The sequence below is a fragment of the Vibrio sp. B172a genome (assembly GCF_030248355.1).
Lineage (GTDB): Bacteria > Pseudomonadota > Gammaproteobacteria > Enterobacterales > Vibrionaceae > Vibrio > Vibrio owensii.
Map to the genome: position 1 here is coordinate 1 of NZ_JAHGAC010000021.1, position 14614 is coordinate 14614.

At 42.7% G+C, this 14614-nt stretch carries 12 protein-coding genes and 1 pseudogene; 5 read left to right on the forward strand and 8 right to left on the reverse strand.

Annotation, left to right across the window (positions count from 1 at the left end):
- A partial coding sequence (locus KIT90_RS18640; protein ID WP_285377994.1) for an ISNCY family transposase occupies positions 1 to 859 on the reverse strand: 859 nt, incomplete at its 3' end.
- Between the two features lie 691 nt (positions 860 to 1550).
- On the opposite strand from KIT90_RS18640, the gene KIT90_RS18645 reads away from it, so the two are divergent.
- Entirely contained in the window at positions 1551 to 3158 is a 1608-nt protein-coding gene (locus tag KIT90_RS18645; protein WP_285377963.1) for a hypothetical protein, read from the forward strand.
- Between the two features lie 67 nt (positions 3159 to 3225).
- Here the strand turns inward: KIT90_RS18645 and KIT90_RS18650 are convergent.
- The 7 genes and pseudogenes from KIT90_RS18650 to KIT90_RS18680 all read right to left on the reverse strand — a co-directional run.
- A pseudogene (locus tag KIT90_RS18650) lies at positions 3226 to 3372 on the reverse strand (transposase domain-containing protein); the annotation flags it as partial.
- Positions 3373 to 3594: 222 nt separating this feature from the next.
- Positions 3595 to 3891, reverse strand: coding sequence for a hypothetical protein (locus KIT90_RS18655; RefSeq protein ID WP_285377965.1), 297 nt, complete (start codon positions 3889 to 3891; stop codon positions 3595 to 3597).
- 69 nt (positions 3892 to 3960) lie between these two features.
- On the reverse strand, positions 3961 to 5544 hold the full coding sequence (locus KIT90_RS18660; RefSeq protein WP_285377966.1) for a TniQ family protein: 1584 nt from the start codon (positions 5542 to 5544) through the stop codon (positions 3961 to 3963).
- On the reverse strand, positions 5519 to 6403 hold the full coding sequence (locus KIT90_RS18665; RefSeq protein WP_285377968.1) for an ATP-binding protein: 885 nt from the start codon (positions 6401 to 6403) through the stop codon (positions 5519 to 5521). Before KIT90_RS18665 ends, KIT90_RS18660 begins: the two co-directional genes overlap by 26 nt.
- On the reverse strand, positions 6390 to 7961 hold the full coding sequence (locus KIT90_RS18670; protein ID WP_285377970.1) for a DNA-binding domain-containing protein: 1572 nt from the start codon (positions 7959 to 7961) through the stop codon (positions 6390 to 6392). Before KIT90_RS18670 ends, KIT90_RS18665 begins: the two co-directional genes overlap by 14 nt.
- 72 nt (positions 7962 to 8033) lie before the next feature.
- Positions 8034 to 8303: a hypothetical protein gene (locus KIT90_RS18675; RefSeq protein WP_285377972.1), complete on the reverse strand. Its 270-nt coding sequence runs from the start codon at positions 8301 to 8303 to the stop codon at positions 8034 to 8036.
- Positions 8303 to 8935 (reverse strand): TnsA endonuclease N-terminal domain-containing protein, encoded by a 633-nt coding sequence (locus tag KIT90_RS18680; RefSeq protein ID WP_285377974.1) that lies wholly within the window; start codon positions 8933 to 8935, stop codon positions 8303 to 8305. The genes KIT90_RS18675 and KIT90_RS18680 overlap by 1 nt, the downstream gene beginning before the upstream one ends.
- Before the next feature lie 247 nt (positions 8936 to 9182).
- On the opposite strand from KIT90_RS18680, the gene KIT90_RS18685 reads away from it, so the two are divergent.
- The 4 genes from KIT90_RS18685 (at position 9183) to KIT90_RS18700 (ending at position 14614) form a co-directional block, all read left to right on the forward strand.
- Entirely contained in the window at positions 9183 to 9875 is a 693-nt protein-coding gene (locus KIT90_RS18685; protein WP_285377976.1) for a hypothetical protein, read from the forward strand.
- Positions 9876 to 10233: 358 nt separating this feature from the next.
- Positions 10234 to 10470: a hypothetical protein gene (locus KIT90_RS18690; protein ID WP_042520902.1), complete on the forward strand. Its 237-nt coding sequence runs from the start codon at positions 10234 to 10236 to the stop codon at positions 10468 to 10470.
- Between the two features lie 29 nt (positions 10471 to 10499).
- On the forward strand, positions 10500 to 13259 hold the full coding sequence (locus KIT90_RS18695) for a type I restriction-modification system subunit M (RefSeq protein WP_285377977.1): 2760 nt from the start codon (positions 10500 to 10502) through the stop codon (positions 13257 to 13259).
- Positions 13256 to 14614 carry a restriction endonuclease subunit S gene (locus KIT90_RS18700; RefSeq protein ID WP_285377978.1) on the forward strand — a complete coding sequence of 453 codons (1359 nt, stop codon included), beginning with the start codon at positions 13256 to 13258 and terminating at the stop codon, positions 14612 to 14614. Before KIT90_RS18695 ends, KIT90_RS18700 begins: the two co-directional genes overlap by 4 nt.

The following is a 14614-nucleotide window of genomic DNA, read 5'->3' on the forward strand; positions in this document are numbered from 1 at the left end:
GTTGATTGAAGTCCGTAATGAAGTAGGGAAGCCAGGCATTGGCCTCTTTGATGGTGTTAATGCCTTGTAGTCGCATCTCTTTAATGAGGCGGTCTTGAAGTGTTAGGTTCGCTCGTTCTTCTCGGCCTTTCGCTTGTGAGCTGTTCGCACAGATTAAGTCGATGCTAGGCTCTTTTAGTATGCGTCCATATTGCGTAGGATTTTTAGCTTCAACCGCATTCTTGTTACTGTTATGAAATACAGCGTGCCTATCACTGTAGAATGCAAGCGGCTTGCCGTGTGCCTCTAGGTACTCTCGGGTTGTTACCATATAGTCAATGGCTGATTCCGTTTCACTAAACCGCAGGTTCATTAATCGTCCAGTTGCATCGTCGATGAAAACCAGCAGACAGCATTTTGGACTTCGGCCTTCGAACCAATCATGGTGAGAACCATTAATCTGAACCAGTTCTCCTAGGCAGTCTCTTCGATGACGAGGTTGGTACACTCGAGGGTGACGCTGAGCATGTGGCACCCAGAGACCATCAGCAATCATCCATTGACGTAACGTTTCATTAGAAATGGGTAAGTTATGGATCTCAATAAGTTTTTCTCTTGCTAACGTTGGGGCGAAATCCGAATAGTGTTTACGAACAAGCGTTAAGATAGTCTGACGATAATCACTCGATATACGATTATTACTGGGCTTGCCACGAGCGCCGTGCACCAAACTGACCGCACCGGATTCTCGCAAGCTGTTCATTAAACGCTGCACTTGGCGTTCACTCAAGTTTAAGATCTGGGCAGCATCCGAACGTCGTAAGCGACGCTCACAAACGTCATTGATCACTTTGTATCGTGAAAGGTCTTTGTCACTCATAGTTACCAACATCCCAATGTTCCTTAAATAAGTTCACATAAGAATGAAGTTAGCGGTTGAACCTAAAAAAGAGACATTTTAACTTTGCTAAAATGGTAAAAACCTATTAGTGTGAGATTTTCTTTACTTGAGAATCAGAAACTTACCCATTTAACATGAGATTGCTGCCATTATTAAAACCAACTAAAATGAGATTTTTACAAATCTCCATTCAAGGTGAGATTTTTATATTAAATCAATGTCTTGCAATAAAATAATATACACAATTTTGTATAAGGTCACAAGCTAACCGACGCCGCGCAAATAGCGCAAGATACGGTTGTTGAACTTGTTTTCTGATGCTGATGGTAAGCCACAGTATGGAAGGGTAAGTAACGTGATCTGACGTCAATTATCATGTTGAAAACTCGTACTACAGGTTCTCATTTACTTGATAAGCTCGTCGTCCCGGAGAAGTATGTGCTTGTGGTGCTTGTGGTTCTATGAGGTAGGCATCCCCGGGGAATCGAATCGCCGCCCCCTTGCTTGCACTGCTCCTGATAAAGATTGTTCAATCTCAGAATCATTTTTGGACAAAAGTTAGCTAGTGCATTTTATCTAACTTATCTCAATCTCATTAGTTCAGTAGTCATCGTCTTAATCCTGTTGTCAATGATAGAATACAACCAATTCAAATCACTGAAGAAATCAAATGAAAGATATTATTTTCGATGATTTCAGTAGCGCATTCGGTCTACTGAAAGAAGTAAAGAAAGGAACGGTTCAACCATCAGGCGATAAGTTCATCTGGTCATGCCAACAAGCCATGACGGAAGCCGAGAAGAAAATCGTTGTTATGCATACTCCTTTCGATCAGATGGAAATGCCGACATGTCCTTTAACTCTCTATAAAGGGCGAGTTATCCATCAGGAAACTGGCGATCTTGACTGGTGTATTCCTGATAGCAAGATCAGGTTAGAAGCCGGATATAGTCGTGAACAAGTCGGAGTAGCCAAACGTATCTGCAAACTTCATAACGAAGCTGAATATCTCGGTTATAGTGATTGGAGATTGCCAACTATCTATGAGTTGAGCATCTTTGAAGATCAAGAGCTTGCAGAGCTATTAGGCAAGGATAAAAAGAAATATTGGACGAGTAATAAAGTTGAAACTTATGGCAGCAACTATGATGATGGTTGTGGAGTTCTTGGATATCTCGGAAGTCAGAGAATCATCAATCAAAGATATCATGATAGCAAGAAAAGCTGGTCATCATGCGGTAACTATCTAAGTTTTGAAGGTGGCGGCTATTCTGATGATGGTGAAGTCATTCTAGTGAGAAGCCGAACGGTGGTTGAACTATCAGGATGGAGCAAAGAACTTCATGAATGGGCGACTGACAATAAAGTTCATATGATGCCAGATACCCTTGATGGTATGATGAATCTGAAAGAACTTGATCTTTGTACTTCGGCGAAATCCCTGCCGGATGTTTTCAGCAATCTGGTTAATCTGGAATATATTGAAATGCGATTGGCTGATTGTTTCCCTGAAGTAGTCTATCAACTGCCTAATCTTAAACGATTGATGATCAGTACTGGCTCATTCAATTTCAATGAAAATGGTGATGTATCAATTGAAGATGTCATCAGTAATCTTCATAATCTGGAAGAAATAAAAGTTGAGGGATGTGAAGTTATTGATATTCATGAGAATTTTTATCAACTGACAAAGCTAACGTCGATTGATTTCACTAATAACAATATCGTAGAAATCAGTGAGAGCATCCAAAACTTGAAGAAACTAAAGTCTTTGAAACTGGCAAGAAACGATCTGAAATCGCTTCCTGATGCGATTGGAGAGCTTTCAGAACTAGAAACGTTAGAGTTTAGTTCGCGTGATATCAGATCACTTCCTGAATCAATCGGGAAACTGAAAAAACTTCAGAAGATCGAAAGCTATTTCAGTGGATTGAGTTCACTTCCTCAGTCAATCGGGGAATTGACTAAGCTGAAAGAATTGACTATCAATAATTGTGATCTGAAAGAATTGCCAGAATCAATGCAGAAACTAGAGAAACTTGAAAAATTGATGATCACTAATACTGCATTTGAAAACATTCCTTGCTGGTTCGTATGTTTGACTAATCTGAAATTCTTGAGCGTTGCCAAGAGCAAAGTGACTGAAATTCCTGATTGGTTGGCATTCCTTCCAAATCTTGAAAGAGTAGTGGTCCATCACAGTGACTTTAGAAATATCAAAGTGAATCATGAGCTGTTCAAGGAAAATGGCATCAAAATCGGAACAGCAACTTTCTAATAATCAAATCCAGATACAAAAAAGGCGACTAAAAACATGCACCCCATGAACCCACAGGGCGGTCTTGTTAATGTTTGACGTTCCAAGGTAGTAATGCATCGATATCAGGTACTGTTTTTGCTAGCTCTTTCATGCACTTGACCATATAGTCGCCGTTGGCCTTTGCTGTTTTGACGATACTGTAAAGCATCGCGCTCGCATCAGCACCATTTGGTGTGATTTTTGATCATTACAGCTAAACGCAAGGACTACAGGAAAGCATGCCACTCCGCTATTGAGGCCAGTTTTAGTTGGGCAAATACTTACAAACAGGATGTGAATGAGTAAAAGCACTAAGTGGGAATCGGGCATAAATGGGCCAAAATAGGTTGGCTGACACAAGTATGGCAACCTCACCTGTGTGAGTGCACAGAATAACTACACCACTACAGGGACACTATGCTAGAACGCCTAGTTTAATAGCGCCAAAATGTGAGCCTTTAATACCCGATTTCCCGATCATCAAAGTGCCGCACTTTAGGCGAAAATCACGCGGAATTTCGCAACGGTCAATGACAATATTGAGGCATTGGTTACAAGTAACTCGCCAACGACTCAAAACTAGATTCTCATCGGACGCTATGATGGTTAGCAAAAACTCAGCTTTAAGCTCTTGTAGAGTAACGTTGTCGATACGAAATTCATAAAGCCCATCCTTATCTAATTGTGCTATTTCAGCTACTAAATCCCTCATAGTCATATATCCTCTAAATTCCACAAGCGCCAAAAAGTGATTGGTCATAAGAATCGGGCAAAATGAGTTTCAAACTTTGTTGTTCTTCGACACAAGCGTTTGTAGCACACTACTACCAGAAACCCGAAATACCTTCTGATGTGGCACGACGTGCACTAAGCCAGATTTTATAAGTACTGATAGCTCTGCCTTCGAAACACCAAGAATAGATTGAGCTTCTGTGGCTAAAATATCCATGTTTTTGATGGACTTTAGACAGCGAATACAAAGCCTGAGCAACGAAAATTTGGCGGGGCGAAATGAATCAAAAAATGAGCCTACATGCTCTATTGTGCCCGGCATTTTCCCGTCTAGGATTGCTTGAAGAATATCAATGTCATGTACATAGAAGCGCTTCATTAATGGCAAGTATTCCCGTCTGCAAATCGTATCCCCGATGTAAGTTTTCGTTGTCATTTTAGCCAGTTTATCTGCGACTTCATCGAGACTATAAAGACTGTTGCTGCTTACCCGAGTTAGATTCAGTGTTGCAGCGAGTCCAATATCAACTAAATCTGTTGCAGAAACATTACCACCTACAGCTTCAAGCAATCCATGCGTGTTTGTGTGATATCTAAAGCACTTCAGATCGTTGGTATGTTTTCTTAATTGATTGAACGGATAATTCTGAAGTTCACTATTCATATAAGATTGAACTTCACTTAGACCACTAGTTGTCTTCAAATCATTGATTGGCCAGTGCAGACGAAGATGACCAATGAGATGATCAAAAGGTAGGAAGACTGCTGATTCACTTAGTGACGCAACAGCTGCTCGTTCCTTAGTTAATTGATTTAACCAGCTCTGTGCGTAGTAAGGCTCTGTTAACAGGCGATAGCCGAATGTCAATGCATCCTCCCAGTCGATAGACTCTGGTATATGCTCCTTTTCATCGAAAATGCTATCAAACGGACGTAGACCCCGCTGAGCAGCTAATAGCAAATCGGCATAGGCATAAATGCGTTTTGACTTGGCTAGAGCTCCTAATCTGTATATATAATCAGGTAATCGTTGCTGGAGCCCCCGAAATTTTTCACCACATTTGTCACATTTGTTTTCAAGCAATGCTTCATTCCACTCCAAGTCGTGGAGACAAGCAGAACAACGGTGAATCAGCTTGTATTGGTGCTTTTCACAATATCCCAAACCCGCGATTTGCCACACCGCGTAATGGATGCCGTGTTCGCTAATACAGTCAGGGCAGATACGAGGCTTTAAGAGAGTTACGTATTTAAAACTACGCTCATTGTCTCGTAACAGCAGTGGGTGCAGGGTATCGCAGACATTAAGTTCATCACTGTGTCCAGTGAGTGAATCAAGCTCCTGCCTTAGTTTATCGCTATTTCTCAGTAGAATTGCGAAAGGTTTACAACACATGTCTTTTGCTAGGCCTTTAGCGCTTGTCCAGCAGTTCACAGAAGCTAGTCTTGTTGTATATCCTGCTAAAGATTCACCGAGTTGTGGTCGTGGGCGGCAGGGGAGTCGTCTAATCATCACGTAGCATCTCCCGCTCAATTCTTGATCGATGCGTGTCCCACTCGGGTTTTGACAGATTAAGGTCAAATGGATTAATGGCTCGTGTTTTCTCTCACGTTGCCACGTAATAATAGGCATCGCTTAGCCCCTCAATTGAGAGCAACGCATCATCTTCTAAGTCGCACAACGCGGCTTCAATTAGATTAGCGAGGCGACCAATGCGACCATGACTGGCCAGCCACAGTCGTTTGCGCATCTGTTTGCTTTCAAACAGCTTCTTATCTTCGGGCAGCGCCTTTTGATATTTCTCAATCAAGGTGTCCCACTCTTGCGAGTCCGCCGCAATCGGCTGAAACACGTACCCGACATAAGCGCGGTGTTTAAGTTGATCTTCCTCTTTGTGCTTAGTTCGGTTCGCCTTTGATGACTTTGCCGAAGACGCGCTCAAGGGGAACTCTGCAAATAAACGCTCAAGCTTCGGCAAGCCTACAAAAACGAGCGGAATATTGGTTTTTTCAAGGAAGGTCTTAAAGAAATCCGCTACTTGCTGTACCGTTTTCTCGCCATGCTCAGGAAGAACGTGTTGTACTTCGTCGCACATAACCAGCGTTACGCCAGAGCGTTTTAGCAACTTATAAAGCGCCAACTCTCGGTCTGTTTCTTTACCACTAAAGCTCACGCCAAGTGTATCAAAAAGCAAGGTGACGATGTCTGACGGCTTCATTTTTTTGAAGAAGCGGACATACAGCACCGGCGTTACAGTGCCTGTATCAGCGTCTTGCTGAGGGTAGCGCTTTAAATAGCTGCGGCAGCACTCTGTTTTTCCAGTGTAAGAAAAACCCGTAATGGACATGCACTTTGCCTTGCGACCATAAGTCCTGTGTACGCGCTCTATCGCTTTATGAGCTTCAAGCAGTTGCGGCAGAGTCTTAAACCTTGCTTTGACAAAGTTTTCTGCACGCGCTGTTCTCGTTGGCAAAATATTAGTCGTATTCAATGTCATCCTCCATATCGTTATTCATCACAGTCGTTAGCTGCTGTTCATCGCTAAACTGGTTGGGGTTAAGGTGTTCAGCAGGCGTTGATGCTGGTTCGACATCATCAAATAGCGAGTCGAAGTCTGTTATCTCATCTAAGTCCAATACAGCGTCACCACGACGATTTGCAACATTACGGCGTTTGGATTTGTTGTCTTCATTGACGTCCGGAGTAAATTCAAATTCAACTTTCGGGGAACCCTTGCGTGCAGCGTTCAGCGCACCAAATGAAACAGCGCGATTTAGTACTCGAGCACGCGGAACACAAATGAGTTCTCCGGTTTCCGGATTCATAACTTCGATTTCGCGGGCATCGAGCGGGTTAACATAGATGTCTACTTGTATTTTCTCGGCCTTTTTTGTGTTGCCGCGAAGCTCGTGATACCACGCTGCTAACTCTTTACTTTGAAACCACTGGTATTGGTAAAAGATCCCTTTATGAGCGTTAAGCGTGCGATTTCTAACGAGTAGGCCTTTGAATCGTTCAAGCTCACCGAGGTCTGAAACGTACATCGGTGATGAGTACTCTGCGCTATTCCATGCTTCATCCCATGCTTGCGCAGGCGTTTTTCCATCAAGCCCTGAGTGAACTTGATGGTGATACTTGTCCCGGATGAACACGGCGAGGTACGACATGGCTTGTTCTACAGTCCATCGGGCTGCTTTAACAGCCGACTCATCACTATATTTACCTGGCTCATACTTACCGCCGTAACCTGCGGCCCCTTCAAAAAACTGCTTTCGAATTGTGCGAATAAAGCTTTCAACAAAGGCTTTGCCCCAGCCGTGTCGAGTCGCGCAGTATTCGATGTCGGATTGAAACATGTCCTGTACCAGCATTTTTACACGCTCGTCTCTGTACGCTGTTCCGCCATCACAAACATACTTCTTGGCGATGCCACCATATGGGTAATCCCTATCTTGCTTTAAAAGCGCTGAGTTAATCAGGGACTGACATACGTTATGCGCGTTTTCGCCTTTTTGACCTACGGTCACTTGATATCCCAAGATACATCGCGTTTTACAGCAAATCGCGAAGTAGATAGTCATTGTGCCAAGGTAATAACCTTTTTGATTGAGCAAACCAACGTTGAAATGTGCCGCGTCAAGCTCGACTCGTTCATTCGCTTCAACGACTTGATAACCAGTGGTTGTTATACGCCCAGCTGCTCTTGCCTCGCTGAGACCATCACGTTGAGCTATCACATCCAGCCGAGGCAGCTCTTTGATGCGTCGTGCAAATGTGGATTTTCCAGGGCAATCGTTAGTGAAACCCTCTGCTTCATAGAGTTTTTCGAAGTCCTGATAACTTTCAGCAACGGTCTTCTTGGCTTTCAGGTAAAACTTATTTATCGCTTTGTCCATGAGCGCCTCAAGCTCCGGACATATTCGCTTGCGTTGTGTACGCTGGCGAACCACTTGAGCAATCATGTTGTAATCATCATCACGCCAGTTTTTAAACCAACGAGCCAATGTGCTAAGCCCTGGCACATCTGAAAAATGTTCGTTTTTGGACACCTCAGCTATCACCGCTTTACGCGTCTCTATCGAGCAGGGGTTGGTGTAGCTTAGGAGGGGGCGACAATAGGCTTAACGAAAGCGAATCGTTTCTTTATCAGCGTTAGTTAACCGCTGAGCAGGAATGTGTCGAGTACGCTTCGGCACTTCAGCAACAAAGTTAATACGTTTCTGTCGACATAAATCAAAAAGTTGCTCAGGGGTAAATTGCTTGAGTTCTTTATTGTCAAAGAGCACGGCAGCGAGGTCTTTTTCAAAGAGTTTTACTACACCATATTTACCATCGATAAACAGGTTTGTTCCGGGGGTAAACCGAGCGGTTTGAACAGCATTACTATGCATTACGCCACCTCCAGCTGTATCGTGTCTTTTATGGGTTGTTCAATGTCGAAACTAACCTGACCGTGAGCCAAAAGTGCGCCGGCTACACAATCTGGAATACGTTGAAACGCTAAGAAGTCTCGCAACTCACCCAGAGAAAAGGAAAGACCCAGCGAACTAGATAAGTCTCCGATTTTTAGATGCTTTTCTACTTTAATGCGCTTGTAGTGATAGAGCCGTTTATAATTGGCAAGCTGTTGCCCAGAGGCGATAGACGCCTCAGTTACAACCCGAAATGGGAGTTGACGCTCTTCATGGAGCGCTTGGGTGATGTAGGGCAGCAATGCCTGAAATTTCGCATCCATGTCGAACCATTTTTTTTTCTTCGCTTCTAGGGCACCAAAAGGTGTCTGGCGACTGAGTGTTTGGATCAGAAAGTCAGGCGTGTACCGCCGTTGTTGCATGAAGCCATCACGGTACCGTAACGAAAAAGGCTGGCTGATATAAGCGTGAACTTTTGAGCAAAATTCAAGATGTAGGGCGACTTCAACTTCAAAAGTTCCCTCTAACCAAAGAGACTTTTGGTTTTTATGGGAGTAAAAGAATCGAGTGGCTCGCCCCCAGTTAAAGTTGTTTAGTCGTTTATCGCTCATTAATTCACCATTTGATAGTTTTCATTTGACTGTATGCACGAAAGTGACGAACTGCAAATCGATAACCTGTTGTTATTTAACGGTATATTATGTCTGTTCAATCAGTTGTCGTGATGTATATCTCTGATAACCCATGACTTTTAAAAACCGGAATTATTATTTCAAAAAATATTTTTACGGATAAAACATGAAGTAGAGAGCGTGGTAGAATAACGATGCAATAATCTAGGGAAGGGGTTATATATCTATGACTAATAAGGAAAATTTTGAGCTAATTCAATTTGTGTCAGACGTCGCTAAGAACGCTAAGCTAAAATATATAGTGATAGAGATCACAAAAGACAAGCTAGGCCCGATAACACACTATAGCAATGAACTCGAACTCATCGCAGAAGATCTGCTTAGCACTAAACTTATCCGTCTTTTAGAGCAAATTCACGAAGGAAAATTCACCCTCGACATGTCACTTCCTGATGAAAAGAAGAGGGCTATCGTGTTTACTTTCTTCAAGAAAGCAGTAACGAACGAATGCAACAGAAAGCTTAGCAGTTGGAGCAACGACCACAGAAACGGTAAATTTGGTGCACGAGCAAGAGTCGTGCTGTCTCCAGACGAGCATAACGACCCAGATGGTCTTGTTAAACTCATTCTAAGTGAAAATGATGAAGTTGTACCTAATCAAAACTCCGAGAGCCTTCAAGCTTTACTCGATGAACTAAATCTATCAGAAGAAGATAAGTGGATCCTTTCGCTGCGTGGGCAAGCAACACAAGAAACAGAGCTATCAAAGCGACCTAAACCACGTACGTACAAAGAGCTTGCGTTGGTGTACGGCGGCACTGAAGACAAGTACCGAAAGATGTTTAATCGCGCTTTAGTCAAAGCTAAGACCAATTTAAAAAATACAAAGTATTGGCGTTTCCACGAAACCGATGCATGACGGATAAGTCTAAGTAGGGCAAGCCTATACTCCTTGTCATCTGCATTAATGCAGATGACAGCGCTAGTAATAGAGCAGCTTAAAGTCTATAAAACTCACCTGGAGCCATAAGGAGCAGTGAGGTGAGGGATTGTGCGATGATTCTCCAAATATCAGTATGCTATGGTTGTAAATTCCTAGATTTTCAAAAGATGCCTTTTAAAAGGTTTTTGCCCTTTATTAGTATCATCTGCACCTACTTCCTTTTTCAATTCAATATGATTATTCATAAGCCTCATTTCAGCAATGATGGGTTAGCTATTTTAGCTAATTTTGCTAAAATCTCGTTCTAAACGCAGCAAATCGTATTGAGGGTATTGTGAACAAAGTGATTAAAGAAAATATCAAACAAGCACTTGCCTCCGCTCCACGAAACGGGTTTATGGCTGAACTTCACTTACAGTCGATTAAGTACGCTGATGAGTTGGTTAACATTACAGCGAGAGAGTTTTGTGAAGAGTTAGATCTAAAACCTAGTTATGGCACAGAATTCAGTAAGATGAGAAATCTCACCACACGCCTAAAAGCCGCAGGCTTAGATACCAACAAATTATAACCGCCCAATTCTTATTAAGGTTTACCAACATGGCCATTAAAAAAACAGAACTCTATTCATCCCTTTGGGCAAGCTGTGACGAACTGCGCGGCGGTATGGACGCAAGTCAGTATAAAGACTACGTACTGACAATGCTGTTCATGAAATACGTTTCTGATAAGTACAAAGGGGTTCGTCGTGGCATGATCAAAGTGCCAGAGGGGGCGAGCTACGACGATATGATCGCAGCCAAAGGTGATAAAGAGATTGGCGATAAAATAAATAAAATCATCGCAGCGCTTGCTGAAGCCAATGATCTTAAGGGCGTGATTGACGTTGCCGACTTTAACGACGAAGACAAGTTAGGCAAAGGCAAAGACATGATCGATCGCCTAACCAAATTAGTCGGTATCTTTCAAGGGTTAGACCTTTCTGCCAACCGTGCGGATGGTGATGACCTACTTGGCGATGCATACGAGTACCTTATGCGCCACTTTGCTACCGAGTCTGGTAAGTCTAAAGGACAGTTCTATACGCCATCAGAAGTATCTAGCATTCTTGCTAAAGTCGTAGGGATAACCAAAGATACGCCACTTGAGGCATCGGTTTATGACCCGACATGTGGCTCAGGTTCTTTGCTATTAAAAGCCAGCGATGAAGCCCCACGCGGATTGTCTATCTATGGTCAAGAGATGGATAATGCAACCAGTGCATTGGCTCGTATGAACATGATTTTGCATGACAACGCAACTGCAAAGATCTTTAAAGGCAACACCCTGTCTGAGCCAGAGTGGAAAGATGGGCCTAATCAGCTGAAAATCTTTGATTTTTGTGTCGCTAACCCGCCATTTTCTAACAAAAACTGGACCAGCGGCTTAAACCCAGAGAACGATTTATACGATCGCTTTACCTGGGGCATACCACCAGAAAAAAATGGTGATTACACCTTCTTACTGCACATTCTAAAAAGTTTAAAAAGTACGGGTAAAGGCGCGGTTATCTTGCCGCACGGTGTGTTATTCCGTGGTAATGCGGAAGCTACAATTCGTGAGAACCTCATCAAACAAGGGTACATCAAAGGTATCATTGGCTTACCGGCTAACTTGTTCTACGGTACTGGTATTCCAGCTTGTATTATCGTTATCGATAAAGAGCACGCACAGAAAGCAGTTGCGGGCTTTAAAGAAGGCGATGAGTCTCTGCCTACCATCACTGGCCGTTCAATCTTTATGGTGGATGCCAGCAAAGGTTTCATCAAAGATGGCAATAAAAACCGCCTTCGTAGCCAAGACATTCATAAAATTGTCGATGTGTTTACCAAAGGTCAAGAGCTTCAACGTTTCAGTCGCTTAGTGCCAATTGATGAGATCGCTGCTAACGATTACAACCTAAATATCCCTCGCTATATTGATTCATCTGAGCCGGAAGATCTGCATGATTTAAGTTCGCACCTGCAAGGTGGTATCCCAAATCGTGATCTTGACGCATTAGAGCGTTACTGGAAGGTATTCCCAAATATTCGAGCAACACTGTTTGAGCCTGCTCGTGAAGGCTATAGCAACGCATTGGTCACCGCAAGTGAAGTGAAAGGCCGTATTCTGGCACACCAAGAATTTAAAGACTTTGCCCAGCGCAGCTTAAAACCATTCGATGCTTGGGTTAAACAGGCTCAGCTTAAAGAAATTAAGCAAGGTGATAGCCCTAAAGAGCTAATCTTTGATATCTCAGAGCAGTTGTTAAGTGGATATGCCAATAGCGACTTATTAAGCAAATACGACATCTACCAAATCCTAATGGATTACTGGGCGGATACCATGCAAGACGACGTGTATGTATTGATGCAAGATGATTGGCAAGCAGGCAATACGATACGAGAACTTGTGGCTAAGTTTAAAGAAGCACCTGATTTAGTGATTGATAAGAAAAAGTACAAAGCTGAGCTTATTCCACCAAGCCTAATCGTTGCTCGCTACTTTGCTGATGAACAGACACAAGTAGATGCTTTGCAGGTGAAGCTAGATGACGCTAATCAAGCTCTCAATAGCTTAGTTGAAGAGCACTCTGGGGATGACGGGGTGCTTTTATCCGTCAGTAATAAAACGGAGGCTAATGCTACGCTTAACGATTTTGTAGAGTTGGCGTGGAAAGGCTTGGATAAGCAATCTTTTGATTCGTACCAAAAATCAAAAGCACAGTTGGAGCAACTTCAACAGCAACTTATAGCCGCGGCTGAGTTTCCAGTTTTTGAATTAGCCAAAAATGCAAAAGGGAAACTTACTCTCAAAGGAATTAAAGCTCTACTGGGAACGGTTGAACCTAACCAAGAATCTCAATTAGAAACCTATATTGAATTAGACAAAAAAATTAAAGAACAGAACAAAATCATTAAGCCGGCTTTCGCAAAAGGCCTAGGAATAGTTGAAGGGGCGCTGGAAATGGGTTCTGAATCCATTTTCTTAGCGGAGGTTAAGGTTGTTCAATCGTATCTTGCTTTGTTAGATAAAGTAGCATTAGCTAAGACTGAATTGAAAGAAGAACAAGAGGCTTTGGATTTAGCGGTATTCAATAAATATCCTGAATTGACGATTAAAGAAATAAAAGCGCTGATAGTGGATGACAAATGGCTTGCCACATTACAAGCCAATATCGTTGACGAAATTGAACGTGTCACTCAACAAATGGCGAACCGAGTTAAGCAGTTGGAAGAGCGCTACAGCACGCCATTGCCAACGCTTACTAAATCGGTTGATCAACTAAGCGATAAAGTGGCTGGTCACTTAAAAGCCATGGGTTTGGAGTGGTCGCTATGAGTGCATTAGATCAAAAAGTTCGTCAAGGATATAAACAATCAGAAGTTGGAATAATCCCTGATGAATGGGATGTACTTTTGATGGATGAAGTTACAGATTCACTGTCTAGTGGAGCTACGCCATTTAGAGGTAATTCCAGTTTCTATAAGGGTAGTAATAGATGGATAACAAGTGGAGAACTTAAATACGGTGTTATCAATAATACTATTGAAAAAATAAGCGATGAGGCTATCAAAAAAGCCAATTTAAAAGTGCATCCATCAGGAACCTTTCTAATGGCTATTACAGGATTAGAGGCAGCAGGCACTAGAGGCTCATGTGGTATTGTCGGCAAGCCATCTACTACTAATCAATCTTGTATGGCGGTCTACCCTAACAAAAAGCTAACAAGCAATTACCTTTTTCATTGGTACGTATATAACGGTGACGAATTAGCTTTTAAGTATTGCCAAGGTACAAAACAGCTTAGCTATACGGCAGGATTACTTAAAACGATACCAGTTTTAGTTCCTCGCGATACAACCGAACAAACTGCCATTGCCAATGCCTTATCCGATGTCGATGCGCTATTAACGGAATTGGAAAAACTGATCGCGAAAAAACAAGCTATTAAAACCGCCACTATGCAGCAACTGCTGACAGGCAAAACCCGTCTGCCACAATTCGCTACTTACACCGAAGGTGAAAAGAAAGGCCAGCCAAAAGGCACAAAACCCAGCGAACTAGGTGAGATTCCTGAGGATTGGGATGTATTGTTGATGGACGAAGTTACCGACTCACTCTCGAGCGGAGCAACACCATTTAGAGGTAATCCTAGTTTCTATAAAGGAAACAATCGATGGATTACAAGCGGTGAGCTAAAATACGGAGTGATTAATGACACTATTGAAAAAATCAGTGATGAAGCTATCAAAAAAGCGAACTTAAAAGTGCATCAACCTGGTACGTTTTTAATGGCGATAACTGGTTTGGAAGCGGCTGGAACACGAGGCTCATGTGGTATTGTAGGTACGCCAGCAACAACAAACCAATCTTGTATGGCAATCTACCCCAATAAAAAGCTAAAAAGTAGTTATCTATTTCACTGGTATGTGTACAACGGTGAAGAGTTGGCATTGAAGTATTGTCAAGGCACAAAACAACTCAGTTATACAGCTGGGCTGCTAAAGACAATTCCAGTTTTAGTACCTCGAAATGCGGATGAACAAACTGCCATATCCAGCATCCCGTCGGATATGAATAACGAAATCCAAACCATTGAACAGCGTTTAGCGAAAACTCGCCAAATCAAACAGGGTATGATGCAAGAGTTGCTGACAGGTAGAACTCGTTTGCCATTTGAGAAGGAAAGCTAG

What these genes read in the sequence shown, in the direction of transcription:
- KIT90_RS18700 (WP_285377978.1), top strand. Translation starts at nt 13,256, where the DNA reads ATGAGTGCATTAGATCAAAAAGTTCGTCAAGGATATAAACAATCAGAA.
- KIT90_RS18645 (WP_285377963.1), top strand. Translation starts at nt 1,551, where the DNA reads ATGAAAGATATTATTTTCGATGATTTCAGTAGCGCATTCGGTCTACTG.
- KIT90_RS18660 (WP_285377966.1), bottom strand. Translation starts at nt 5,544, where the DNA reads ATGCCTATTATTACGTGGCAACGTGAGAGAAAACACGAGCCATTAATC.
- KIT90_RS18655 (WP_285377965.1), bottom strand. Translation starts at nt 3,891, where the DNA reads ATGAGGGATTTAGTAGCTGAAATAGCACAATTAGATAAGGATGGGCTT.
- KIT90_RS18675 (WP_285377972.1), bottom strand. Translation starts at nt 8,303, where the DNA reads ATGCATAGTAATGCTGTTCAAACCGCTCGGTTTACCCCCGGAACAAAC.
- KIT90_RS18695 (WP_285377977.1), top strand. Translation starts at nt 10,500, where the DNA reads ATGGCCATTAAAAAAACAGAACTCTATTCATCCCTTTGGGCAAGCTGT.
- KIT90_RS18680 (WP_285377974.1), bottom strand. Translation starts at nt 8,935, where the DNA reads ATGAGCGATAAACGACTAAACAACTTTAACTGGGGGCGAGCCACTCGA.
- KIT90_RS18685 (WP_285377976.1), top strand. Translation starts at nt 9,183, where the DNA reads ATGACTAATAAGGAAAATTTTGAGCTAATTCAATTTGTGTCAGACGTC.